This is a genomic window from Priestia sp. Y58 (genome assembly GCF_029522095.1).
Lineage (GTDB): Bacteria > Bacillota > Bacilli > Bacillales > Bacillaceae_H > Priestia > Priestia megaterium_E.
This window is the reverse complement of sequence record NZ_JAKWFL010000001.1, coordinates 905408-931339: the sequence shown is the minus strand read 5'-3', so window position 1 is coordinate 931339 and position 25932 is coordinate 905408. Positions and strand designations below refer to the sequence as shown.

Genomic DNA, 25932 nt, shown 5'->3' with positions numbered 1-25932 from the left:
ATCCGGCTTATGTGCATGTATTGTAAAGCAGGAAAGAATGTAGGTTACGCTTCATAAGCGAATGTATAGATGGACAGAGTAAGAGAAGAGGAAGGAGAAAAATATGAACGATTATTTAAAAGAAAAGCTGGCTATTTTACCGGATCAGCCCGGCTGCTACTTGATGAAAGATAAATATGGAACGGTCATTTACGTAGGAAAAGCAAAAGTATTAAAAAATCGAGTGCGCTCCTACTTTACCGGATCTCATGACGGAAAGACGCTTCGACTTGTAAACGACATTGTCGATTTTGAATATATCGTCACATCTTCTAATTTAGAAGCGCTTATTTTAGAAATGAATTTAATTAAAAAGCATGATCCAAAATACAATATCATGCTTAAAGATGATAAGGGTTATCCCTTTATTAAGATTACAGCTGAAAAACAGCCCCGGCTTGTCATTACAAGAAAAATAAAAAAAGATAAAGGGAAATACTTCGGTCCTTATCCTAACGTTCAAGCTGCAAATGAAACAAAGCGGCTTCTTGATCGCATTTATCCACTAAGAAAGTGCTCTACTATGCCAGACAGACCTTGTTTGTATTACCATATCGGGCAATGTCTAGCTCCTTGCGTAAAAGAAGTAAAAGAAGAGCAAAACAAACAAATTATTGAAAATATCACGCGGTTTTTAAATGGTGGATATGAGCATGTCAAAACAGAGTTAACTGAAAAAATGTTAAAAGCTTCAGAAGAACTTGACTTTGAACGAGCTAAAGAATATCGAGATCAAATTGCCCATATTGAAGCGACAATGGAAAAGCAAAAAGTAACGTTTAATGATTTTGTTAATCGAGATGTATTTGGCTATTCTTATGACAAAGGCTGGATGTGTGTTCAAGTTTTCTTTATTCGTCAAGGGAAATTAATTGAGCGAGAAGTTTCTATGTTTCCTTTTTATAAAGAGCCAGAAGAAGATTTCTTAACTTTTATCGGTCAGTTTTATGCTAAAAATATTAAGCCAAAAGAAGTGCTGGTTCCAGCAACGATTGATGCAGAGTTGGCTGAAAAATTAGTAGAAGTAGAGGTTCAGCATCCAAAGCGAGGCAAAAAGAAAGAATTAGTAGAACTTGCGTGTAAAAATGCAAAAATTGCGCTCGGTGAAAAATTCTATTTAATTGAACGAGATGAAGAGCGCACGGTTGGCGCAGTTGAACGGTTAGGAGAAGAGCTTGGAATTGCAGCGCCTTACCGCATTGAAGCATTTGATAACTCAAATATTCAAGGGACAGATCCCGTTTCTGCGATGATTGTTTTTGTTGATGGGAAACCAGAAAAGAAAGAGTATCGCAAATATAAAATTAAGACCGTACAGGGACCAGATGACTACAGTTCCATGAGAGAAGTCGTTCGCAGACGGTATTCCAGAGCGTTAAAAGAAGGTCTTCCGCTTCCGGATTTAATTGTTGTAGATGGAGGCAAAGGGCATTTAGCTGCAGTACAGGACGTTCTTGAAAATGAATTGGGACTTTTAGTGCCTACAGCAGGTCTTGTCAAAGATGATAAGCACAGAACCTCCAACCTGATGATTGGTGAGCCTCCTCAAATCATACCGCTCGAACGCAATAGTCAAGAATTTTATTTGCTTCAGCGAATTCAAGATGAAGTTCACCGCTTTGCGATTACCTTCCACCGTCAAGTGCGCTCTAAGTCCGCTTTTCAGTCAGTTCTGGACGACATTCCGGGAGTGGGAGAAAAGCGTAAAAAAGCTTTATTGAAGCATTTTGGTTCGGTGAAAAAATTGAAAGAAGCAACGGTTGAAGATATTCGGAATTCTGGGGTTCCTCAAAACATTGCTGAAAAAATTTATGAAACATTGCAAAAATAGTCTTGAAATAATAGAAAATATTTGATAAGCTATTAACTAATTTCATACGACACTTCATCAAATGAAGTGAAGATAGAGGTGCAAATTTAATCAGTACGTATCAGGAAGGGTATGAGCCCTTATGAATGATGCGGAAAGGGAAATTTGCCGAAGTGAACATTACCTCATAGTAATGATTGCTGGTTCTGCGTTGAATAAACGTAGGATTGTCAAGATGTAGATTCTTGGAGAGCTATCTCACGGCAGTGGACGGTTATGTTTTATAATTTTCGTTCGTTAAGCAATGAGAGCTCATCTCATTGCTTTTTTTATTGTCTGAGTAAAAAAATTTAGCTTCTCATCATCCTGCATATGCAAATTTATTGAAAAGGAATGAACAAAATTATGGCATTAATCGTTCAAAAATTTGGTGGAACATCTGTTGGTTCTGTTGAACGTATTCAACATGTAGCAAACCGTGTTATTCAAGAAGCAGAGCGCGGTAACCAAGTAGTTGTTGTTGTATCGGCAATGGGCAAAACTACAGATGCACTGGTGAAATTAGCAAGTGATATTACGGACAGTCCAAGCAAACGCGAAATGGATATGCTTCTTACAACTGGAGAACAAGTAACGATTTCCCTGTTAACAATGGCTCTTCAATGCAAAGGGCATGAAGCAACTTCGCTAACAGGTTGGCAAGCTGGTATCCGGACGGAAGCAGTTCACAGCAATGCACGAATCCAGCACATTGACACGACTCGTATCCAAAGCCAATTAGATAGAGGTCGAATCGTAGTAGTAGCTGGATTCCAAGGCTGTTCAGAAGATGGAAGCATTACAACATTAGGTCGAGGCGGCTCTGACACGACGGCAGTAGCTCTTGCCGCAGCATTAAAAGCTGCAAAATGTGATATTTATACAGACGTAACAGGAGTGTTTACGACAGATCCGCGCTATGTAGAAGATGCTCGTAAGCTTGACTCTATTTCATATGACGAAATGTTAGAATTAGCTAATTTGGGAGCAGGGGTGCTGCATCCGCGCGCTGTTGAGTTTGCAAAAAATTATCAGGTACCGCTAGAAGTGCGTTCAAGCTTAGAAAACGAGAATGGAACGATTGTTGAGGAGGAAGTTTCAATGGAACAAAACTTAGTCGTAAGAGGAATTGCGTTTGAAGATAATATTTCACGAGTGACAATTGAAGGGTTAAACAACGAGTTGCAAACTCTTTCTACTATTTTTACAGCATTAGCAAAAGAACAGTTAAATGTAGATATTATTATTCAAAACGTAACGGCTAATAATCGTCTCTCTATCTCATTTTCTATTAAAACCGTAGACGTAGATACCGCTCTTGCCGTCTTAAAAGAGTATAAATCTACTTTAGGATATACGCGTATTGAACATGAAAGCGGTCTGGCTAAAGTATCGATTGTCGGCTCCGGCATGATTTCTAATCCAGGCGTTGCAGCGGAAATGTTTGAAGTGCTGGCAGGAGAGAAAATTGAAGTGAAGATGGTCAGCACGTCTGAAATCAAAGTATCTACAGTTGTACCGCACGCTGATATGGTAAAAGCTGTTGAGACGCTTCACGTAGCATTTGAATTAGAAGAGCAGCAGGCAGTGCAAGTATAAAGAAAAGAAAAAGACGTGGTATCTCCACGTCTTTTATATATACATATTTCCTATTTTTTATAACGCTCCGCACGCGTTTCGGTAGGTAAGATATCTTTTCGGTCCCACTGCACGGAAATCAGCACTTTTCCGTTCTTTTCTTTATGTGTTAAGTAGGCTTCTGTTAGGCAGTTGTTTTGACGCTGAATCTGTTCAGCCACAAATCCTGACTCAAGATGAAACGAACAAGTTTCCTGCTGAAATCTTTTGCTGACCACATCACCTGATAACTCAAGCTCTAGTGAATATTTATCTTTTTTTGCAAGCGTCAGTGTTCCCCAGGAAGCTGCTTTAAAAAAAGCGACGATTTCATCCATTGTATTTAACGGGTATTTCCGCGCAAGGTGTTTTCCTGCCCAGTATGAAATGGTATTCGTTTCGTCTCCAAGAAGCTCTGGAATTAACACGTCACGCAAAAGGCTGTATCCGAAATATGAAACGTGATCAAGAGCTCTCTCTGTTTCAGCTGTGACATTAGGTTCTGATGTTTCCATCGTCTCTTCAAGTTCTTGCTGTGATTCTGTTTGTAAATTGCTCATGCTTTCCCCTCTTTCTTTACTACTATTATATACAAATCTAAAAAACCTCTCACGCATTTTTTTAATAAAATGTAAGAGGATCTTTATTATGGTAAAAAGAGTTAGATGTAAAGATGAAAAATCCATAATATACCTTTTAAAAGGGTACTTTTACCTGTGTAAATGTTTTGTGAACTTGTTTACAATAAAAGTATAAAGTAAACGCTTACTTATTTGTGGCAAGCAATATTATAATAGAAAGAAAAAATCTGTAACATCAATATAGTAAGCGTTAACAAATATGAAATTTTATAAATTTATATTTTATAGAAGATTTAAACATCTTGCCTTGACGCTCTTAATCGATGGGAGTAAAATTAACCTGTCACATACTTTATTAGGAAATGCAAAGGTTTTCATTTCCTGTATTCACGATTAATCTATTTGTCTAGTGGGAGTAAGAAAGTTCTTCACAAACTATGTTCATTTAACTAAGGGGGGTCTACGCAGATGGCGGCAAACAGAGAGTTTCAATATCGGAGAATCCATTCATTACTTGGGGTAATACCAATCGGGATTTTCTTAACACAGCATTTAGTTGTGAATCATTTCGCGACAAAGGGAGAAGAATCATTTAATCAAGCAGCTCACTTCATGGAGAGCTTACCTTTCCGCTATGCTCTAGAAATTTTCATTATTTTCTTACCAATCGTTTTTCACGCAATATACGGTCTTTACATCGCATTCACTGCTAAAACAAACGTTAACAACTATGGGTTTTTCCGTAACTGGATGTTTATCCTTCAGCGTGTTTCAGGTGTAATCACACTTATCTTCATCACATGGCACGTATGGGAAACCAGAATACAAGCTGCGCTTGGAAAAGAAGTAGATTTTCAAATGATGGAACGAATTTTAAGCAACCCGGCAATGCTTGCATTCTACATAGTTGGTGTTGTATCTACGATCTTCCACTTTGCAAACGGTCTATGGTCATTTGGAGTTAGCTGGGGGTTAACTGTAACACCACGTTCTCAAAGAATTTCAACTTATGTGACATTAGCAATCTTCTTAGCACTTACATTTGTAGGTGTTCGTACATTATTCGCATTTGCATAAAATTAAGGTTTTGAAGGAGTGGGGTTCCGATGAGTAACGGAAAAATCATCGTAGTCGGTGGCGGTTTAGCTGGCTTGATGGCAACAATAAAAATTGCTGAGTCTGGCAAGCAAGTAGATTTATTTTCACTAGTTCCGGTAAAAAGATCTCACTCAGTTTGCGCGCAAGGTGGAATCAACGGAGCCGTAAATACGAAAGGTGAAGGGGATTCACCATGGGAACACTTTGATGACACAGTGTACGGCGGAGACTTTTTAGCCAACCAGCCACCTGTAAAAGCAATGTGTGAAGCAGCTCCTGGTATTATTCACTTACTTGACCGCATGGGTGTTATGTTTAACCGTACTCCTGAGGGTTTGTTAGACTTCAGACGATTTGGCGGGACGCAGCATCACCGTACGGCTTTTGCTGGAGCAACAACGGGTCAACAATTATTGTACGCATTAGATGAGCAGGTTCGTCGCTATGAAGTTGCCGGACTTGTGACAAAGTACGAAGGATGGGAATTCTTAGGTGCTGTTCTTGACGATGAGCGCAGCTGTCGCGGAATTTCTGCACAGAATTTAAAATCAATGGAAATTAAAACGTTCCCAGCTGACGCGGTCATTATGGCTACAGGTGGACCTGGAATTGTTTTTGGAAAATCGACGAACTCAGTTATTAATACAGGTTCAGCAGCATCTATCGTGTATCAGCAAGGTGCATACTATTCAAACGGAGAGTTTATTCAAATTCATCCAACTGCTATCCCAGGAGATGATAAGCTTCGTCTTATGAGTGAATCTGCTCGTGGAGAAGGCGGACGCGTTTGGACATATAAAGACGGTAAACCTTGGTATTTCTTAGAGGAAAAATATCCTGCATACGGTAACTTAGTACCTCGTGATATTGCAACTCGTGAAATTTTTGACGTCTGCGTAGCGCAGAAGTTAGGAATTAACGGAGAGAACATGGTTTATCTGGACCTTTCACATAAAGATCCAAAAGAGTTAGACATTAAACTTGGAGGTATCATCGAAATCTACGAAAAATTCATGGGCGATGATCCGCGCAAGGTACCAATGAAAATTTTCCCAGCCGTACACTATTCAATGGGCGGTTTATGGGTGGATTACGATCAAATGACAAATATTCCTGGCTTATTCGCAGCTGGTGAGTGTGATTATTCACAGCACGGAGCGAACCGTTTAGGAGCAAACTCATTATTATCAGCTATTTATGGTGGTATGGTTGCCGGTCCTAAAGCGGTTGAATACATCAATGGTTTAGAAAAAAGCGCAGATGCTATTTCTTCAAGCGTATATGATCGTCATGTGAAAGAAGAAGAAGAAAAATGGAACAATATCATGAATCTTCAAGGTACAGAAAATGCATACGTTCTTCATAAAGAGCTAGGGGAATGGATGACTGACAACGTGACAGTCGTACGATACAATGACAAACTGTTAAAAACAGATGAAAAGATTCAAGAATTAATTGAACGCTATGATCGTATTAACATTAATGACACGGCTAAATGGAGTAATCAAGCGGCAACATTTACTCGTCAGCTTCAAAACATGCTTCAGCTTTCACGTGTTGTAACGCTAGGAGCTTACAACCGTAACGAAAGTCGCGGTGCTCATTATAAGCCGGATTTCCCAGATCGTAACGATGAAGAATTCTTAAAAACAACAATGGCATCTTTTGTCGATAAGAAAACGGCTCCTTCTTTCCATTATGAAGAGGTTGACGTATCGTTAATCAAACCGCGTAAGCGCGACTACACAAAGAAAAAAGATGAAAAACCAAAAAAACAACAAGAGGGGGTTCGTTAATCAATGAGTGAACAACAAACAGTCCAAAAGACAGTGCGCTTCATTATTACACGTCAAGATTCAGCTGAATCTGCTCCTTACAATCAGGAGTTTGAAATTCCGTATCGTCCGAATATGAACGTTATTTCAGCACTGATGGAAATCAGACGTAACCCTGTTGATGCTTCAGGTAAAGAGGTTGCTCCGATAAACTGGGAAATGAACTGTTTAGAGGAAGTATGTGGAGCCTGTTCAATGGTCATCAACGGTAAACCTCGTCAGTCATGTACAGCTCTTGTTGATAAATTAGAACAGCCAATTCGCTTACAGCCAATGAAAACATTTCCTGTGGTTCGTGATTTGCAAGTGGACCGCAGCCGTATGTTTGATTCACTAAAAAAAGTAAAAGCCTGGGTTCCAATCGATGGCACATACGATTTAGGTCCAGGACCGCGTATGCCTGAAAAGAAACGTCAGTGGGCGTATGAGTTATCCAAATGTATGACATGTGGCGTTTGCTTGGAAGCTTGTCCAAATGTAAACGATAAGTCAAACTTCATCGGTCCAGCACCGCTTTCTCAAGTTCGCTTGTTTAATGCCCATCCAACCGGTGCGTTAAATAAAGGAGAACGTTTAGAGACGATTATGGGTGATGGAGGACTAGCGAACTGCGGGAACTCTCAAAACTGCGTTCAATCATGCCCAAAAGGAATTCCATTGACTACTTCAATCGCAGCTTTGAACCGCGATACAACAATTCAAGCATTCAGAAGTTTCTTTGGTAGCGATCAAGTATAATCACTCAAAACCTCTCCAAGCGGAGAGGTTTTATTTTGTCTATGACGAACGGAGGAAATACAGATGAATAATATTTCGTATATTGAAGACATGGATCATTGGAAAGAGTCATTTTCATTTAAGCAGGAGATCAAGGTAAGATTTTCTGAAACAGATATGTTTGGACATTTAAATAATACGGTCCCTTTTGTTTATTTTGAACAAATACGTACGGAATTCTTTCACCATATTGGCTTTATGCAAAAGTGGACGAGTGAGCATGAGGGAACGATACCGGTGGTGGCTGATTTGCAGTGCGATTATGTCAAACAAGTGTATTTTGGCAATGTGCTATCTGTTTTTGTAAAAGCTCATAGAATTGGACGTTCGTCGGTTGATTTACACTATATGATTCAAAATGAGCAAAGAGAGGTTGTACTCACGGGGAGAGGAACAATGGTGCAAATTTCTAAAGAAACAGGAAAAAGCGTGCCTTGGGATGAAGAGATGAAAAGGTGTTTATCAACTATATGAAAATGGCTTGAAGGCTCTTTCTTCAGGCTTTTTTCTTTTTTAAAGGTAAAAAAGAGTTTTTACATATTTTTTCTAAAACTAGTAACCGCGTAGGCATACCGCACATAAGATATGTTGACTAAATTTACACCCATCCGATAGTTCAACTCAGGATCAGGCAAGGAGGGTTACATTGAAAGAAAAAGAGTTTCAACCTAAACCGCTACTTACAAAGCGTGAACGAGAAGTATTCGAGCTTTTAGTACAGGACAAAACAACAAAAGAAATCGCGAGTGAACTATTCATTAGCGAAAAAACAGTTCGAAATCATATTTCTAATGCGATGCAAAAGCTTGGAGTCAAGGGGCGTTCTCAAGCAGTCGTAGAACTCCTTCGAATGGGAGAACTTGAACTATAACATGAGCTGGCTTTCTTCTTAGAAAGCCAGCTTTTTGTATATTTTTTTAAGTGTCGCATACATATCTAAAAAGAATGACATTAAGAAAATATTATAAAAAAGGTAAATCTTTATAAAAAAAACTTATTGCTTGAAATTGAATTTCAGAGTACGTATACTTTTAAGTAAGGAGATACTAGTTCAGAAGAAAGAGAGGTGAGATGATGAAAAATGTATGGATGAACTTATTGTTATGCATGATATTCTGTTTGCCTTTTGCGAGTTTGCCAGATAAATTTATTGATAACGACTTTGAAAAAGTGAAGGTCACAAAAAGTTCTGTTCAGCATTACACCGATATTGTGCACATGTCTCCAGGAGCTAAGCACAGCGTTAAACAAATAGGATCCCTCATACAAAGCGTGATAGTAACTTTTGCTTTAGTATGGGTGAGTGCCAAACTCATCATTCCAACGCATCAAATTGCGTATTTTATCCTCAAGAAAACACTTTTTTATCCAAAAATCTTTCAATCAAGTTACCTCAATTAAATAAAAAAAGGTTGAAATTCCCACAGCCTTTTCTTCGAACCTAAAATTACCAACTATTCTTAGGCTTATTTGCTATGCGGATTTTCGATGCAAATAACGCGACAAAATAAAAAAATTCTTTTTAAAAACTTTATAGGAGTGATCATTCAATGATGATTAAAGAAACGGAGTTACCAGGAATCGGCCGTAAATTTGAAATTGAGACAAGCGGAGGAAGCCGCGTAGTCGTTATCATTCATGATGATGGACGACGTGAAATCTACCACTTCGATCAAAAAGATTTAGAAGAAAGCATTTTTGACATTACGTTAACAGATACGGAATCGAGACAGCTAGCTGCAATTTTAGGCGGCATGATTTACAAGCCAAAAGCAATGGAAACCATTGAAGTGGCATTCAATGACTTAGTTATTGAATGGTACAAAGTTGAAAAACAAGCGAAAGCTCACAGTAAAACAATTGGTGAAATTGACGTTCGCAGCAACTATGATGTAACTATCATCGCCGTCATTAAAAACACGCAAAAAAAATTATCCACTCCAGGACCAGATACGTTAATTGAAGAAGGAGATACGCTTGTCATCTCTGGTGAAAGAGGAAATTTAAAAACGCTCATTAAAGAATTGCTTTCACAAGGAGGTAGTTCATAATTGGATCATTTAGTATTTGAAGTTGGGACAGCTTTGTTACTAGTTGCTTTAGCGGCTATACTCGCACATAAATTTAAATTTACGATTATTCCATTCCTCATTCTTCTGGGCATGGCCGTTGGTCCCCATGCTCCTGAGTTTGGCTCATTCAGTTTAAAGTTTATTGAAAGCCAAGAGATTATTGAATTTATGGGGAGAATTGGAGTTCTCTTTTTACTGTTTTATTTAGGATTAGAATTTTCAGTTGGAAAGCTAATTAAATCAGGTAGGTCCATCGCGGTGGGAGGATCTATTTATATTTTAATTAACTTTACTTTAGGATTATTGTATGGATACCTGACAGGAAATCCTCTTCTTGAAGTGCTGATTATCGCTGGAATTATTACGATTTCGTCCAGCGCAATTGTCGCAAAAGTATTGGTTGATTTAAAACGAACCGCGAATCCAGAAACGGAACTGATATTAGGGATTATCATGTTTGAAGATATTTTCTTAGCGGTTTATCTTTCTGTCGTTTCAGGGTTGGTGCTTGGAGACCACGGATCGCTTGCTGGATCTTTAACATCTATTTTAATTGCGTTTGGCTATATGATGCTGTTCTTTATCATTGCTCGAAAAGCCACGCCGCTACTAAATAAACTTTTAAATATTTCATCAAACGAAATCTTTATAATCGTCGTTTTTGCGGTATTGTTTTTTGTGGCAGGCTTCTCAGAAACAATTCACGTGGCAGAAGCAATTGGTGCGTTATTGCTTGGACTTGTCTTTTCTGAAACGGAACATCGCGATCGTATTGAACATCTTGTCGTACCGTTTCGTGATTTCTTTGGAGCCATCTTTTTCTTCAGCTTCGGGTTAAGTATTGATCCTCTCACGCTATGGGATGCGGGCTGGCTTGCGCTTGGCGCAGTTGCGCTTACGATTATTGGTAACTTTACAGCCGGTATGATCTCAGGAAGAAAAAGCGGGCTGTCACACAAGGCTTCTACCAATATTGGATTAACGATTATGTCACGAGGCGAGTTTTCAATAATTATGGCTAACATTGGAATTGAAGGAGGATTATCCGCAATTCTTCAGCCATTCGCTGCGCTTTATGTATTAATCCTAGCTATTATTGGCCCTTTGTTAACGAAGGAGTCTAAGCATATATATGGGTTTTTAAACTCGGTATTTAAATGGAAAAAACCAAAACCTCAAGAATCAAAGTGATAATATATATAAAACACAGTTGACAAATCGGATTAATATGATAAAATTCAAAATAATCCAATAACAAATCAGTTAAATATAGCAACGGGCTGATCGGTCAACCGAAAGCTCCTACCTTTTTCAGGTAGGAGCTTTTGTGTTTTTAGATGAACGAGCTTTTGATTTGAAAATTCAAGGAGGAGGAATTGCTGTGAGTGTCATGATTCAATCGGTTAACCGCTCATTTCAAAAAGGAGAACAAGTAACTCAAGCATTGCGAAATGTAAATCTTACGATTAATAAAGGTGAATTTATTACCGTTATTGGTCCGAGCGGATGCGGAAAAAGTACGCTGCTTAAAATGGTTGCAGGACTTGATATGGATTATGAAGGGCGTATTGAAATCAACGGGAAGCACATAGCCGGACCTAGCATTAAACAAGGGATGATCTTTCAAGAACACCGCTTGTTCCCGTGGCTTAATGTGGAACAAAATATAGCGGCTGACTTATCGCTGAAAGATTCGAACGTTCGGCGCCGCGTAGATGAGTTAATTGATATTGTCAGGCTGAAAGGATTTGAAAAAGCTTATCCTCGAGAACTATCTGGGGGGATGTCTCAACGAGTTGCGATTGCGCGTGCTCTTTTAAGAAATCCAGAAGTTTTATTATTAGATGAACCGTTCGGTGCGTTAGATGCTTTCACTCGCAATCATTTGCAAGATGTGCTGCTAGACATATGGAAAAAAGAAAAAACAACCATGATTTTTGTTACGCATGATTTAGATGAATCCATTTACTTGGGGACTAAAATTGTGATTATGAGTGCCAGACCAGGAGAAATTAGCCGGGTCGTTCCAGTAGAAATTAGTCATCCGCGAAAAAAGACAGAGTTACCATTTCAGCAGCTAAGGCAGCAAGTACTGAAAGAATTTGAAGAAGCGGGAGAACATTAAAGATTCAATAAGACAGAGAAGGAGACAGAACAGATGAAAAAGCTACTTTTAACTGCAGCTATTGTACTTGTTCTCGCATTGGCTGGATGCGGGACGAAAGAAAAAGCGAGCGGAGAAGATTCAAAAGACGTTACGATTAACATTGGTATCCAACAAAGCTTAGGCCCTTTAATGCTGGCACAAAACCAAAAATGGTTTGAAAAAGAATTTAAAAAAATAGGTGTAAATGTTAAATGGACAGAGTTTCAAAGCGGGCCTCCGCAATTTGAAGGTTTAGCATCTGGACATTTGGATTTCGGCCAAGTTGGAAATTCACCGGTTATTTCTGGTCAAGGCGCAGACATTCCGTTTTTAGAAATTGCTAATTCCAGCGACGGGTTGAAAGGAAATGCCATTTTAGTAGGGAAAAACAGCAAGATTAAAAGCGTAAAAGATTTAAAAGGTAAAAAGATTGCGGTTGCGAAAGGAAGCAGCGGTTTTAATTTATTGTACAGAGCTCTTGACCAAAATGGGTTGAAGCCAAGTGATGTAAAGATTATTCAGCTTCAGCCAGACGAAGCTCAGCCAGCATTTGAAAATGGGTCAGTGGATGCATGGTCAATCTGGGAACCGTTTATCTCACTGCAAAACTTAAAAAATGAAGCTCGTATTTTAGCAGACGGCGATTCATTAAAGGTTGCTTCACCAGGTTTTACTATTGTAAGAGAAGGCTTTGCAAAAGATCATCCAGAGTTAGTCGTTAAGTTTTTACAAGTTTATCAAAAAGCGCTTGAATGGCAAAACGAACATTTTGAAGAATCTGTGGATATTTTAGCAAAGCAAAAAAATCTAGATAAAGACGTAGTAAGACAAGTGTTAAAAAATAATCCTGCCTATAATCGTCCAACCTCTAAAGAAATTATTGCAGAACAACAGCGAACAGCTGATTTTCAACAATCTTTAGGCGTTATTAAAAAGAAAATTGATACTGGAGATGTTGTTGATAATTCATTTATTGAAAAAGCATTAAAAGAAAAATGAGGTGATGAAAATGAGTAAAACATCTGTGGTTTCAGGACATGTCCAGTCTTCAGCAGCTCACTTGCAAAAAGTGAAAAAAAGAAAGGAAGAAGGGAAAAATAAACAGGGAATTTTCCTTCGTTCTCTTGTCGTACCACTTCTGCTTATTGTGGTATGGCAAATCATTGGTTCCGCGGGCTATGTATCCAAAACTGTTCTTCCTACACCTGTTGATATTGTACTTTCTTTTAAACAGCTCATCGTATCTGGGGAACTCGGAGCTAATCTTCAAATCAGTATTTTGCGTGCTGCCATAGGTTTTGCCGTTGGAGCTGGACTAGGGTTGCTATTTGGTGTAATTGTCGGTTTCTCAAAGAAAACGGAGCACTATATGGATCCATCTATTCAAATGCTTAGAACTGTTCCACACCTTGCATTGGCGCCTTTATTTATCTTATGGTTTGGCTTTGGTGAAATTTCAAAGATATTGCTAATTGCAAATGGTGCATTTTTCCCAATCTATGTGAATACGTATCTAGGCATTCGCGGGGTTGATTCGAAATTATTTGATGTTGCTCGCGTTCTTCAATTTAGTAAGTGGAAACAAATCACAAAACTCATTTTACCAGCCGCTCTTCCTAATATTTTACTTGGTGTCCGATTATCTTTAGGTATTGCATGGCTCGGACTGGTAGTTGCTGAATTAATGGGAGCAAGTGAAGGTGTAGGATACATGATTATGGATGGTAGACAGTTTTCTCAAACGGACGTAGTTTTTGTCGGAATTATCATTTTTGCTGTTGTAGGCAAATTAACCGATTCATTTGTCCGAGTATTAGAAAAGCGTCTTCTTAAATGGAGAGACAGCTACGCAGGTGAAAAATAAAATAAGGATTTATACATGTATTAATCCTTGTAAATCTATCAGTTTTATAAGTGAAAAGGAGAGATGATAATGAGCCAGGTTACAATTATTACAGGAAGCCCTTCAAAGCAATCAAGGTCAGCTGCTTTAAGCGAGTATATTGCATTATATCTACAAGATGAAAAATATGAAGTGAAAACCGTGCATGTCCGTGACTTGCCCGCTGAAGACTTAGTATATGCTAACTTTTCTAGCCCTGCGATTCAAGAAGCTCAAAAGAAAGTCGCAGATGCTGATGCCGTTATTATTGTCAGCCCAATCTATAAAGCTAGCTACACAGGAATTTTAAAAACATTTTTAGATTTAATACCTGAAAAAGGTTTGCACAATAAAACCGTGCTGCCGATAGCTACAGGGGGAACCATTGCTCACCTACTGGCTCTTGATTATGTATTTAAGCCGACTTTATCCGTTTTAGGAGCTACTGCTCTTATTCATGGAGTTTATATTGTTGATTCTGAGATGGCTTATACGAAAGAAAATGAAATTGAGTTTATTGGGGAAGAAACAGAAGCGAGAATTAAACGTTCATTAAAAGAGCTGGGATATCATCTAGAACAAACGAAAAGGAGTGTTGAATCATGAAAATGTTATGGTTTATTCCTTCCCATGGAGATGGAAGATATTTAGGGACAAATCGAGGAGGTCGTTCAGCAGACTATTCATATTTTCGGCAAGTTGCTCAAGCAGCTGACCGGTTAGGGTTTGAAGGAGTTTTGATTCCAACGGGGAAATCATGCGAAGACCCGTGGCTATTGGCTGCTTCACTTATACCTGAAACAGAGCGCTTGAAATTTTTAGTAGCTGTACGTCCCGGCATTATGGCGCCTTCCGTGGCAGCGCGCATGACCTCGACTCTTGATCGAATTTCAAACGGTCGTTTACTAGTTAATGTAGTAGCAGGAGGAGATCCGGCAGAATTAGCGGGAGATGGCCTTTTCTTATCACATGATGAACGTTATGAAGCTGCGGATGAATTTTTAGATGTGTGGAAAGGGTTATTGGCTGGAGATACGGTTAATTATGAAGGAAAACATATTCATGTAGAGAACAGTGAGCTGTTGTATCCACCTGTTCAAAAACCTTCTCCACCTATTTATTTTGGCGGATCTTCACCCGCAGGACAAAAAGTTGCAGCAAAACATTCTGACGTGTATTTAACGTGGGGCGAACCTCCTGAACAAGTAAGAGAAAAAATAACGGCTGTGAGAAAGCAAGCAGAAGCAGAAGGCAGAACCGTTAAGTTTGGGATTCGTTTGCATATTATTGTACGGGAAACGGAAGAAGAAGCTTGGCAAGCAGCCGATCGATTAATTCAGCATTTGGACGACGACACGATTCAAGCAGCACAGCGTACTTTTGCTAGATATGACTCAGTCGGGCAGCAGCGAATGGCGAGCCTTCATAGAGGAACCAGAGAGGAACTTACGATTAGCCCTAACTTATGGGCAGGTGTAGGGCTCGTCCGGGGAGGTGCAGGAACTGCACTAGTAGGCAGTGCTGAAAATGTAGCGAAACGAATAAAAGAATATGAAGCTTTAGGAATTGAATCTTTTATTTTATCAGGCTATCCGCATTTAGAAGAAGCTTATCACGTAGGCGAGTTATTGTTTCCGCTTTTAAATATTGATGAGGGTGAAGGAAAGAGTGAAAGCATCGGTGAGATTATTGCAAACGATAGGTTTCCAAAAGCTTCAACGTCATAAAAGAAGAACCGGTGAAAAATTCACCGGTTCTTCTTTTACATTCATCTCAGCCGAGAGACGAGTTCGTTAAATTGTTGGTTTAGGTTTTTCAGGTGCAGCTTGTTTATCTTTTCGACTTTCTTGAATATATACTTTAAAGAGAAAAATATTTAAACAGCCCAGTGTGAGGAATAACGGTGCAAAATAATATTCTTGAGACATAAGTAGGACGAAAACGCTTCCAAAACAGAACAGAGAACTAAACATAAAGTAAAACTGTAAGAATCTTCTCATTTTAGTCGCCTCCTATTCTTTTTCTTCTTACAATTATTATATCAAATACTTTCCAAAAAAGACACAAAATATTCACAAAATGTTCAATTTTTTTCTTATTTACCTATTGATTTTTTTGTCGATATGTAAATTTAGTGGGTTGTAATACCAATTAATTCCTGATTGTAACTTTCCGATGGAAAGTTTATGTAAAATTTTATATGATAGAGAAATGGTATTGAAAAAAGGGGGAAAATCATCATGAGACGAATTGGGTGGCTATTTTTTACTATGGCAATTCTTTTATTAATAACTGCCGGTTGCTCAAATGATCAACAGAAAGCACAGGATCGATTTGATAAATATGTAGCCATGTGGAATAAAGAAGATTTTAAAGGCATGTATGGATACTTGTCTAAAGATGCTAAAAAGACGATTTCAGAAAAAGACTTTATAAATCGATATAAAAATATCTATGCTGCAATTGAAGCGGACAAGCTTAAAGTGAAGGCAAGTAAAATAGAAGACTTAGAAATAAAAGACCATAAAGCTGTTTTACCTTTTGAAGTAAAAATGAACTCTGTAGCCGGTGAAATCTCATTTAAAGAAAATGCTGCTGTGGTTCAAGAAAAACAAGGGGATACAGAGAACTGGTATATTAATTGGAAGCCTAATATGATTTTTAAAGGACTTAAGCAAGGAGAGCAAGTAAGAGTAGCTACTCAGTCAGCTGTACGTGGAGAAATTATGGATCGTTCAGGGAAATATTTAGCTCAAAACGGAGAAGCGATTCAAGTTGGAGTTGTTCCCCAGCAGTTTTCTAAAGGCGGCGAGCAAGCTATACAACAATTAAGCAAGACTCTTGCTCTTTCAGAAAAAAGTATTAATCAAGCACTGAGCGCTTCTTGGGTGAAAAAGAATCAATTTGTTCCTATTAAAACAGTTAGTCAAAAAGACGCCTTTAATTTAGAGAATTCTTTGAAAAAAGTAGAAGGCATTCAACAAAAAAAGGTAAATGCGCGCGTATATCCTTGTGAAGAAGCGTGTGCCCATTTAGTTGGATACGTTGCGCCTGTCACAGCGGAATATTTAAAAGAGCATAAAGGTGAAGGCTATAATGCTCAGTCTAAAGCTGGAATGATTGGCTTGGAGTCTTTATATGAAGATAAGCTTCGTGCTCGAGACGGCGTCACGATTTATACTGTAGATAAAGATGGTAATAAAAAGAATGAAATTGCAAAAGTGAATCCAAAAGACGGGGAAAGCATTCAAGTTACGGTAGACACGAATGTTCAAAAATCCCTTTATGAACAGTTAAAAGATGAAAAAGGAGTAGCTACTGCTCTTCAACCTAAAACGGGAGAAATATTAGGTCTTGTAAGCACGCCAGCTTTTGATCCGAATTCTTTTTCTTTTGGAATCGATGCTAATACGTATCAATCCCTTTCAACGAATCCGGATAAGCCGTTAATGAATCGCTTTACCAAAACGTATTCTCCGGGATCTACATTTAAGTTAGTCACGGGAGCTTTAGCGGTTGATGAAGGTGTGGTAAATCCAAACGAAAGTGTATCAATCAGCGGGAAGAAGTGGCAAAAAGATAAAAGCTGGGGAAATTTCTACGTAACACGAGTAGGAAGCAAGCCGAATGTTAATTTACGTGATGCTTATGTTACATCTGATAATATTTATTTTGCGCAGACTGCTTTGAAGTTAGGTTTGGACAAATTTAACAGTGGTTTAAAACAGTTTGGGTTCAATCAAAAAATGCCTGTTAATTATCCTTTTGAAACGTCTAAAATTGCAGGTGATCAAGATATTAAAGATGAGGGAGTATTAGCAAACTCTGGTTATGGCCAGGGGAAACTGCAAGTGAATCCTCTCCACTTGGCATTGATGTATACATCGATTGTAAACGATGGAAACATAGTAAAGCCTATTCTTATGAACGGTGATAAGAGTGAAATATGGAAAAAACAAGTAATATCTAAAGAAACGGCGCAATTAATTCAAAAGGATTTAGTTGATGTCATTGAAGATAAAAACGGTACGGGTCATGCTGCAAAGATAGATGGGTTAACCCTGGCTGGAAAAACTGGAACAGCAGAATTAAAGAAAACTCAAGGTGAAAAAGGGCAGGAAAACGGCTGGTTTGTAGCTGTGGATACAAAACAGAAAAACCTACTCGTTTCGATGATGGTTGAAGGAGTAGAAAATAAAGGTGGAAGTCATTACGTCGTGCCGAAAGTAAAAAATGTATTTCAGCAATATAATAAGTAAATAATAAAAGCCAGTTCTAAAGGAGCTGGCTTTTATTATTTACACAAGGGGAGTAATGTTAAGTTTTTGTAAATCCCAGTTTTATACAAACTCTGAAAACCCTTATTTTAAAAGGAATGAACGTATTATTGTTAATGTATTGTAAAGAGACCTAAAAAAATGTGTTTGAAAAGTTATTGACAATTAACAATAATAGGAGTAATTTTTGACTTGGCGTAAAAAAATGAATCGCATAACCTATAAGTAAAAGAACCATCTTTTGGGACTTTTGCTCTGGTAAACGTTTGTTTTTTTAGAATTTTTTGATACACAAGAGAGGTGGTTTCTCTCGTTATAGTAATGAACAGCTAAGTTTTATCCATTACTTTAAATGAAAAAAGAAACTAGAACACATATAAAAAGATAGAGAGAAAAAACGAGTGGTAAAGTTTCGATAAATTGGATGGAGGATTGCAACGTGATCAAAAGAAAAAAAGACAAGTTTTCTGAAATGTTAATGGACATTGCCCAAAATATTAAGGACTCAGCGGAGTTTTTAGGCAGCTTTGAACTTCAAAACGTATCTGACCTAAAGGAATTTGCCAACGTTTTAAAAGCGTATGAATCAAAAGGTGATAAATACGTGCATACAGTGATTACTGAGTTGAACAAAGCATTTATCACTCCAATTGAGCGTGAAGATATTTTACAGCTAGCGATGAGCATGGATGATGTACTTGATGGCATCGACAGCTTTGCTGCTTTAATGGAAATTCATTCAATTACGACATTTGATGAATATGTAGCTGAATTTGTTAAAAATATTCAAGGCTGTGCTGAAGAGATTTTAATTACTATTAATTTGTTGTCTGAGAAAAAGCTTCTTCAAATTAGTGAGCATGCAATTAAAATTAAAGAGTATGAGTCACATTGTGATACATTATATCGTCGTGCACTAAAACAATTATTTGCAACATGTAAAGATCCAATTAAAGTTATTCAATATAAAGAAATTTATGAAACGCTAGAAGAAATCGCGGATTATTGTCAAACGGTTGCGAACAACTTAGAATCAGTTATTATGAAGAATGCGTAACGGGGCTATAATATAATGGATTCAATGCTAATATTAACCATTCTAATTGTAGTTGGTGCACTTGGTTTTGACTTTATCAACGGGTTTCATGATACAGCTAATGCCATTGCGACTTCTGTTTCAACCAAAGCTTTAAAACCGCGACATGCAATTCTTTTAGCCGCAACCATGAACTTTGTCGGTGCTATGACGTTTACAGGCGTAGCCAAAACGATTACAAAGGATATCGTTGATCCTTATACGCTTCAAAATGGTTCTGTCGTTATTTTAGCAGCATTAATTTCTGCTATTGCGTGGAACCTAATCACATGGTATTTCGGTATCCCAAGTAGTTCTTCTCATGCAATTATTGGATCGATTGCAGGAGCAGCTATTGCAGCTGCTGGATTTGGTGCTTTAAATTACAAAGGTTTCATCAAAATCATTGAAGCTCTTCTAATTTCACCAGTTCTAGCCTTTGTAGTAGGTTATATTGTCTATACGATTATCAAACTAACGTTTAAAAACCATAACTTGACCAAAACGAATAAGCGTTTTCGACGCGTTCAAATCCTGACTGCAGCCCTACAATCTTACACACACGGTACGAATGATGCGCAAAAAGCAATGGGTATTATTACGCTAGCGCTTATTGCTAACAATATGCAAAGCGGTACTGAGATTCAGTGGTGGGTACAGCTGGCTTGTGCGGTCGCAATGGGGCTTGGGACGTCAATTGGTGGATGGAAAATCATTAAAACCGTGGGCGGTAAAATTATGAAAATTCGTCCTGTTAATGGAGTAGCTGCGGACTTAACAGGGGCTGCCATTATCTTTGGAGCAACGTTTATTCATCTACCTGTCAGTACTACTCATGTTATTTCATCTTCTATCTTAGGTGTAGGTTCTGCTCACCGAGTGAAAGGTGTAAAATGGGGAACTGCACAGCGCATGGTGATTACATGGGTTATCACATTGCCAATTTCAGCTTCATTAGCTGCACTTATCTATATGATTTTAAATTTGTTCTTTTAATAAATGTGGAGCTTCTTTTAAAGAAGCTCCTTTTTCTATTTACATCCCCTCATTTGCACAGTACACTTAAAACATGAAAATAACACAATCGTTTTTAAAAGGGAGATGGGGAAATGTTTGGAAAAGTAGCTGCTGATGTATTGGGGCTAAGTGATATTGGTTCTGTTATTAAGCCAGTTGATTATGACAAGGTAGATGCAGACGATTACGTTATGCATGAAGAACAAGAAAAAATTTATTTTCTAATCAAATCAAAGTCAGATGAATATTGCTTTACCAATAAAGCACTCATTCACCTTGATGGAACAAGTGCTACAAGCAAAAAGCGAATGCTTCGCCGCTATAACTACAGCACAAATCACATTTCAAACGTGATGCTAGAAACGGCCGGAACTGTCGATTTAGATGTGGAAATTAAATTTAAAATTGGCTCGGAGACTTTTTCTATCGATGTACACAAAAAGCATATAGAAGAGGTAAAAGATTTATATAAAGCGCTGTTTAAAATGTCTGAAATAACGCGTGAAAATGAAATTGCGCTCGATTTTGCTAAACAAAGCATTCAGCTAGCTTCTTCTACGCTAAGCAGTACAAGAAATACAAGTGGAAGTGTTGCTGGTGAATTTAAAGAAATTAACGAAGCCGCGTTTTCTTGGTTATTAGATAAAAAAACAGCCTACACAACAAAAGATTTCAGCTCAGTTTTCGAGCTGTATATCAATAATTAATAGAAACAGCTGCTCCTTTTATGGAGCAGCTGTTTTTTGATGCTGAACGTTGTAGAATCCTCATGTTAACCTTGAAAAATCACCGAAAAAAGAGCACAATATAAAATAGAAAAGAGAAACAGTAGAGACGGGTTTAACTGAAAGAAATAATAGAAAATAAGACTTATAGGTGGAAAGGATTACGGTATGACAGCAAAAAATAATGAGGATACAGTGGCAGAATTAGAAAAGTCACTTCGACATATTGCAGCGATTGTGAAGCAAAAAGGAAGAGAAATTTTAGAAGACTATACGATTACGCCACCTCAGTTTATTGCTTTGCAGTGGCTGTTTGAACGTGGAGATATGACGATTGGCGATTTATCAAATCGTATTTTTCTCGCTTGTAGTACAACGACAGATTTAGTAGATCGTATGGAAAAAAACAAGTTGGTGGTTCGGGTGAAAGATCCAAAAGACCGCCGCGTAGTACGTATTCATTTGCTTCCTGAAGGAGCACGTGTTATCGAAGAAGTAATTGAAAAGAGACAAACGTATTTAAATGGCGTACTGGCAAACTTCTCTCCGAGTGAAACGGAAGTCTTACGAGTAACGTTACGAAAATTGCATGATGAAATGAAAGAAAAATGAGGCGATTGTTTTGAGTAGACCAATTGGTGTTATAGATTCGGGTGTGGGTGGATTAACGGTAGCAAAGGAAATTATGAGACAGCTTCCGAAAGAACAAATTATGTACATTGGAGATACAGCCCGCTGCCCATACGGTCCTCGTCCTAGTGAAGAAGTACGAGCTTTCACATGGGAGATGACTAATTATTTACTAGCTAAAGATATTAAAATGCTTGTTATTGCGTGCAATACGGCTACGGCAGTTGTACTGGATGAAATTCAAGAACAGCTCGATATTCCGGTTATAGGCGTCATTGAACCAGGATCACGCGCTGCGCTTAAAGTAACTAAAAATCATAAAATAGGCGTAATCGGCACAAACGGAACCGTGAAAAGTCAAGCCTATACACATGCACTCCGCGCTCTTCATACGAGAGTGGAAGTGGAAAATTTGGCATGCCCTTTGTTTGTACCTCTTGTAGAGAGCGGTAATTATGAAGGACCGGAAGCGCAGCGAATTGTAAAAGAAACATTAAAACCTTTTTATCATACAGATATGGATACCCTTATTTTAGGATGTACGCATTATCCGTTATTAAAGCCAGTTATTCAAGAAGCAATTGGTCCTCGAGTTCAGTTAATCAGTTCTGGCGAAGAAACGGCAATAGAGGTAAGTGCCATTCTTTCTTATAGCAATTTACTAGCTCCTAGAAACATGGAGCCTGAACACTACTTCTTTACAACAGGATCAACAGAGCTGTTTCAATCTATTGCATCTAAATGGTTTGAGCACCCTGTATATAATGTTGAACATATCAAGCTTTAAAACCGTGCATATTATGCTCGGTTTTTTTTGTGGACAAAAAATTTTTTGAGCTGGTCTAAAATGCAAAAAAGCTCGTATACATAGTAGTACAAACAGTCTGAGGAGGGAAAGGAATGTCCAAAAAGACCCAACTTGTTCTCATATCCGCCGTGGTGACCACATCTGTATTGTTATCCGGCTGTGGACTTTTCGGAGGGGATAACGCAGCAAAGGAAATTGATCCGCCAAAGGATGTCACCTATGTGAAAGATGAAAAATCATTAGCGACTGAAGCGAAAGTAACGGAAGCTAATAAAAAACAAAGTAAAGCTGCAGAAACATCTGCGCCTACCAAAAGAGAACTCTACTTAATTGATAAAAACGGGTACGTTGTTCCCCAGACGCTTGAAATTCCTAAATCAAAAGGTGTCGCTAAACAGTCTCTTGAATATTTAGTAGAGGGTGGACCAGTCACAAACTTATTGCCAAATAATTTCCGAGCGGTTCTTCCTGCTGATACAAGAGTTTTAGGGACAAAGCTGGAAAGTGACGGGACGATGGTAGCAGATTTTTCACCTGAATTTGCTGAATATAAGAAAGAAGATGAACTCCGTATCCTGCAGGCCGTCACTTGGACGCTGACGCAGTTTGAAGGCGTAAATAAAGTTAAAATTCGCATTAACGGCTATGATAAAGATGAGATGCCTGTAAATCATACGCCAATCAGTAAAGGGTTGAGCAGAGCAGATGGCATTAACTTTGATAATACTGGAGTAGTTGACGTAACTCAAACGAAGCCAGTTACGATTTATTACTTAGCTCAAGAGGGCAAACAAACTTACTATGTTCCTGTCACAAAACGAATTGCTTCTGATGACAAAGATATGTACACTGCAATTGTGAACGAACTTGTAGAAGGACCTGCGCCTGCATCAGGTTTAGTGACAGATTTTAATCCCGATGCAAAGCTCGTAGCAGCTCCAAAGTATGCGGACGGTGAGTTAACGCTTAACTTTAATAAAAACATCTTTGGAAATTTAAAAGGCACGGAAATTTCTCAGCATGTTCTCGACTCCTTGGTGTTATCGCTGACAGAACAAAAAGCCGTAGACAGCGTTGCCATTAAGGTGAATGGCAAAAAAACGCTAAAAGATGAAAAAGGGAAAAAATTAACGGAACCAGTTTCAAGACCTAAAAATGTGAACACAGGTAGTTTTTAAAAACAAATTTTTGTTATACTAGTAAAGGACTAAGTAGAAAGAGGTCTGCTGAAATAGCGACCTCTTTCCGCTGTTTTATAGTTAAAATGGAAGAGACTATTACATATAAATGAATTTATAGGAGGACATGCTTAATGCGTTTGGACGGTAGGGAATTTAATGAATTGAGACCTGTATCTCTTCATACTTCATACTTAAAGCATCCAGAAGGATCTGTATTAATCTCGGTGGGAGACACAAAGGTTATTTGTACAGCAAGCATAGACGACAGAGTGCCTCCTTTTATGCGTGGACAAGGAAAAGGATGGATTACAGCTGAATATTCTATGCTGCCTCGAGCTACGGCACAAAGAAATATACGTGAATCATCAAAAGGTAAAGTCACAGGACGAACAATGGAAATTCAGCGTCTAATCGGACGAGCTCTTCGTTCTGTAGTCGATCTGGAAAAGGTCGGAGAAAAGACAATTTGGATTGATTGTGATGTTATTCAAGCAGATGGCGGAACAAGAACAGCATCGATTACAGGTGCTTTTGTGGCTATGGTTTTAGCGTTTGGAAAGCTGGTTAAAGAGAACAAGCTAACAGAAATTCCTATTCGTGACTACTTAGCTGCGACTTCAGTAGGTATTCATGGAGAAAATTCGATTTTAGATTTAAATTATGAAGAAGATTCGACAGCGGAAGTTGACATGAATATTGTGATGACAGGAAGCGGACAGTTTGTAGAATTACAGGGAACGGGAGAGGAATCGACGTTTTCGAGAGAACAGTTAAATCATCTTCTAGATTTAGGAGAAAAGGGTGTTTATCAATTGATTGAACAGCAAAAGGAAGTTCTTGATCACCTGGCTGCCTACATTCCGGTTAAAGAAAGGTAAGGGATTAACGTGCGTGAAATCATTATTGCAACTAAAAATGCAGGCAAAGTAAAAGATTTTGAAACACTTTTCTCACCAAAGGGATTTAAAGTAAAATCGCTTCTTGATTTTCCTGAGATTGAAGACGTGGAAGAAACGGGCGTTACATTTGCAGAGAATGCGACGCTAAAAGCAGAGGCCATTTCATCCGCATTAAATAAGCCGGTCATTGCCGATGACTCCGGGCTTGCTATTGACGCCTTAAACGGGGAGCCAGGCGTTTATTCCGCGCGTTATGCTGGTGAAAATAAAGATGATAATGCTAATATAGAGAAGGTACTTCAAAAGTTAAATGACGTGCCGTTTGAAAAGCGCACGGCACGCTTTCATTGTGCTCTTGCTATTGCAGTGCCCGGAAAGAGAACCGAAATTGTAGAAGGCACGTGTGAAGGGCACATCTTGGAGGAAAAAAGAGGGGAAAACGGTTTTGGGTACGATCCCATTTTCTTTGTAGAAAAATGGAGATGCTCCATGGCAGAATTGACCAAAGAGCAAAAAAATCAAATTAGTCACCGAGCAAATGCGTTAAAAAAACTAGCACCGCTAATTGATGCGCAATTTTAGAAGGAGTGATGACGTGTGAAACTATTAATTGTAAGCGATAGCCACGGGTTACAAGAAGAACTGCTCACTATCAGAGAGAGACATGCTGATGTAGATAAGATGATCCATTGTGGGGACTCTGAGTTGCCGCAAGACAGCAAAGAAATGTCTGCGTTTTTAGGCGTTCGAGGAAATTGTGACTACGATGCATCTTACGTTAATGATCGAGTAGAGTCGCTTGGAGAAGCTACGTGTCTGGTTACACACGGTCACTTATATAATGTTAAAATGTCTATGATGAATTTGCATTACAAAGCGAGAGAAGTCGGGGCAAACGTTGTTTGTTTTGGGCATTCTCACATAGCGGGAGCTGAGCTCATGGACGGAGTTTTATTTATTAATCCAGGAAGTATGTTACTTCCTCGTATGAGAAAAGAACGTACGTATGCTATACTAGTAATGGATGGTACAGAAGCTACCGTGCAGTTTTACGATATAAGCGGTAAACATATTCCTAGCATGCAGTTAACCTGTACACTTTCAGCATAATATAGCCAAATATAGGGAGAAGAGAAGGTTTTTTACCTCTCTTCTCATAAAATTTCAAAAAAACGTTGACTTTTAAATTATATTTGAATATAATAAGTATTGTCTTTGATACACTTTAACATTATGTCCCAGTAGCTCAGCAGGATAGAGCAACGGCCTTCTAAGCCGTCGGTCGGGAGTTCGAATCTCTCCTGGGACGTCCGGAAAAAACCGGCTTTTACTTTTTAGTAAAAGCCGGTTTTTTTATTTATCTTCAAAGTGAATGTTTGTTCATTCAGTGTGTACAAATGAACGTTTCAGAAAAACTTTTTGAA

Annotated in this window: 27 protein-coding genes, 1 tRNA gene and 1 riboswitch; of the genes, 26 read left to right on the top strand and 2 right to left on the bottom strand. The window is 38.4% G+C overall.

Annotation, left to right across the window (positions count from 1 at the left end; all coding sequences use genetic code 11):
- Positions 1–103: 103 nt before the first annotated feature.
- The gene (uvrC, locus tag MMB68_RS04910) at positions 104–1870 is read left to right on the top strand and encodes an excinuclease ABC subunit UvrC (RefSeq protein ID WP_221784654.1); all 1767 of its coding nucleotides are present in this window, start codon (positions 104–106) and stop codon (positions 1868–1870) included.
- Between the two features lie 65 nt (positions 1871–1935).
- A riboswitch (Lysine riboswitch) is annotated at positions 1936–2113 on the top strand.
- 141 nt (positions 2114–2254) lie between these two features.
- On the top strand, positions 2255–3487 hold the full coding sequence (locus MMB68_RS04905) for an aspartate kinase (RefSeq protein WP_221784653.1): 1233 nt from the start codon (positions 2255–2257) through the stop codon (positions 3485–3487).
- Between the two features lie 50 nt (positions 3488–3537).
- On the opposite strand, the gene MMB68_RS04900 is transcribed toward MMB68_RS04905, so the two are convergent.
- A complete protein-coding gene (locus MMB68_RS04900) occupies positions 3538–4065 on the bottom strand; it encodes a YslB family protein (RefSeq protein WP_074677719.1) in 528 nt (175 codons plus the stop codon).
- A 489-nt stretch (positions 4066–4554) separates the two neighbouring features.
- Between MMB68_RS04900 and MMB68_RS04895 the strand changes: the two genes are divergently transcribed.
- The 13 genes from MMB68_RS04895 to ssuD all read left to right on the top strand — a co-directional run bounded on the left by MMB68_RS04895 (position 4555) and on the right by ssuD (position 15623).
- Entirely contained in the window at positions 4555–5163 is a 609-nt protein-coding gene (locus MMB68_RS04895) for a succinate dehydrogenase cytochrome b558 subunit (protein ID WP_013059400.1), read from the top strand.
- A 29-nt stretch (positions 5164–5192) separates the two neighbouring features.
- A complete protein-coding gene (gene sdhA, locus MMB68_RS04890; RefSeq protein ID WP_013059399.1) occupies positions 5193–6980 on the top strand; it encodes a succinate dehydrogenase flavoprotein subunit in 1788 nt (595 codons plus the stop codon).
- 3 nt (positions 6981–6983) lie between these two features.
- Entirely contained in the window at positions 6984–7757 is a 774-nt protein-coding gene (gene sdhB, locus MMB68_RS04885) for a succinate dehydrogenase iron-sulfur subunit (protein ID WP_013059398.1), read from the top strand.
- A 63-nt stretch (positions 7758–7820) separates the two neighbouring features.
- Entirely contained in the window at positions 7821–8270 is a 450-nt protein-coding gene (locus tag MMB68_RS04880; protein ID WP_221784652.1) for an acyl-CoA thioesterase, read from the top strand.
- A 172-nt stretch (positions 8271–8442) separates the two neighbouring features.
- Positions 8443–8667 (top strand): spore germination transcription factor GerE, encoded by a 225-nt coding sequence (gerE, locus tag MMB68_RS04875; RefSeq protein WP_013059396.1) that lies wholly within the window; start codon positions 8443–8445, stop codon positions 8665–8667.
- Between the two features lie 200 nt (positions 8668–8867).
- A complete protein-coding gene (locus tag MMB68_RS04870) occupies positions 8868–9197 on the top strand; it encodes a hypothetical protein (protein WP_260506758.1) in 330 nt (109 codons plus the stop codon).
- A gap of 149 nt (positions 9198–9346) precedes the next feature.
- Complete coding sequence (locus tag MMB68_RS04865; protein WP_050688587.1) at positions 9347–9847, top strand: cation:proton antiporter regulatory subunit; 501 nt, start codon at positions 9347–9349, stop codon at positions 9845–9847.
- Positions 9848–11059 (top strand): cation:proton antiporter, encoded by a 1212-nt coding sequence (locus tag MMB68_RS04860; protein ID WP_221784651.1) that lies wholly within the window; start codon positions 9848–9850, stop codon positions 11057–11059.
- A gap of 190 nt (positions 11060–11249) precedes the next feature.
- Positions 11250–11993: an ABC transporter ATP-binding protein gene (locus MMB68_RS04855; RefSeq protein WP_221784749.1), complete on the top strand. Its 744-nt coding sequence runs from the start codon at positions 11250–11252 to the stop codon at positions 11991–11993.
- Between the two features lie 33 nt (positions 11994–12026).
- The gene (locus MMB68_RS04850) at positions 12027–13013 is read left to right on the top strand and encodes an aliphatic sulfonate ABC transporter substrate-binding protein (protein WP_221784650.1); all 987 of its coding nucleotides are present in this window, start codon (positions 12027–12029) and stop codon (positions 13011–13013) included.
- Between the two features lie 10 nt (positions 13014–13023).
- On the top strand, positions 13024–13878 hold the full coding sequence (locus MMB68_RS04845; protein WP_277548317.1) for an ABC transporter permease: 855 nt from the start codon (positions 13024–13026) through the stop codon (positions 13876–13878).
- Positions 13879–13947: 69 nt separating this feature from the next.
- Positions 13948–14502, top strand: coding sequence for an NADPH-dependent FMN reductase (gene ssuE, locus MMB68_RS04840; protein ID WP_221784648.1), 555 nt, complete (start codon positions 13948–13950; stop codon positions 14500–14502).
- On the top strand, positions 14499–15623 hold the full coding sequence (gene ssuD / locus MMB68_RS04835; protein WP_221784647.1) for an FMNH2-dependent alkanesulfonate monooxygenase: 1125 nt from the start codon (positions 14499–14501) through the stop codon (positions 15621–15623). The genes ssuE and ssuD overlap by 4 nt, the downstream gene beginning before the upstream one ends.
- A 66-nt stretch (positions 15624–15689) precedes the next feature.
- Here ssuD and MMB68_RS04830 read toward each other — a convergent pair whose 3' ends face one another.
- A complete protein-coding gene (locus tag MMB68_RS04830; RefSeq protein WP_013059387.1) occupies positions 15690–15896 on the bottom strand; it encodes a hypothetical protein in 207 nt (68 codons plus the stop codon).
- Between the two features lie 240 nt (positions 15897–16136).
- On the opposite strand from MMB68_RS04830, the gene MMB68_RS04825 reads away from it, so the two are divergent.
- From MMB68_RS04825 to MMB68_RS04775, 11 genes are all read left to right on the top strand, one after another.
- A complete protein-coding gene (locus MMB68_RS04825; protein ID WP_221784646.1) occupies positions 16137–18155 on the top strand; it encodes a penicillin-binding transpeptidase domain-containing protein in 2019 nt (672 codons plus the stop codon).
- A gap of 442 nt (positions 18156–18597) precedes the next feature.
- Entirely contained in the window at positions 18598–19230 is a 633-nt protein-coding gene (locus tag MMB68_RS04820) for a DUF47 domain-containing protein (RefSeq protein WP_029711160.1), read from the top strand.
- Positions 19231–19245: 15 nt separating this feature from the next.
- Positions 19246–20244, top strand: a complete 999-nt coding sequence (locus MMB68_RS04815; RefSeq protein ID WP_028411744.1) for an inorganic phosphate transporter — start codon at positions 19246–19248, stop codon at positions 20242–20244.
- A gap of 113 nt (positions 20245–20357) precedes the next feature.
- On the top strand, positions 20358–20972 hold the full coding sequence (locus MMB68_RS04810; RefSeq protein ID WP_013059383.1) for a PH domain-containing protein: 615 nt from the start codon (positions 20358–20360) through the stop codon (positions 20970–20972).
- Between the two features lie 186 nt (positions 20973–21158).
- Positions 21159–21602 (top strand): MarR family winged helix-turn-helix transcriptional regulator, encoded by a 444-nt coding sequence (locus tag MMB68_RS04805; RefSeq protein WP_013059382.1) that lies wholly within the window; start codon positions 21159–21161, stop codon positions 21600–21602.
- Between the two features lie 10 nt (positions 21603–21612).
- Positions 21613–22407 carry a glutamate racemase gene (racE, locus tag MMB68_RS04800; protein ID WP_269871100.1) on the top strand — a complete coding sequence of 265 codons (795 nt, stop codon included), beginning with the start codon at positions 21613–21615 and terminating at the stop codon, positions 22405–22407.
- Between the two features lie 113 nt (positions 22408–22520).
- Positions 22521–23606 carry a GerMN domain-containing protein gene (locus MMB68_RS04795; protein ID WP_025601439.1) on the top strand — a complete coding sequence of 362 codons (1086 nt, stop codon included), beginning with the start codon at positions 22521–22523 and terminating at the stop codon, positions 23604–23606.
- A gap of 134 nt (positions 23607–23740) precedes the next feature.
- The gene (rph, locus tag MMB68_RS04790; protein WP_277447028.1) at positions 23741–24487 is read left to right on the top strand and encodes a ribonuclease PH; all 747 of its coding nucleotides are present in this window, start codon (positions 23741–23743) and stop codon (positions 24485–24487) included.
- Positions 24488–24496: 9 nt separating this feature from the next.
- Entirely contained in the window at positions 24497–25090 is a 594-nt protein-coding gene (locus MMB68_RS04785; RefSeq protein WP_025601437.1) for an XTP/dITP diphosphatase, read from the top strand.
- A 15-nt stretch (positions 25091–25105) separates the two neighbouring features.
- Positions 25106–25618, top strand: coding sequence for a metallophosphoesterase (locus tag MMB68_RS04780; RefSeq protein ID WP_013059377.1), 513 nt, complete (start codon positions 25106–25108; stop codon positions 25616–25618).
- Between the two features lie 125 nt (positions 25619–25743).
- Positions 25744–25817, top strand: a tRNA-Arg gene (locus tag MMB68_RS04775).
- Positions 25818–25932 lie beyond the last annotated feature (115 nt).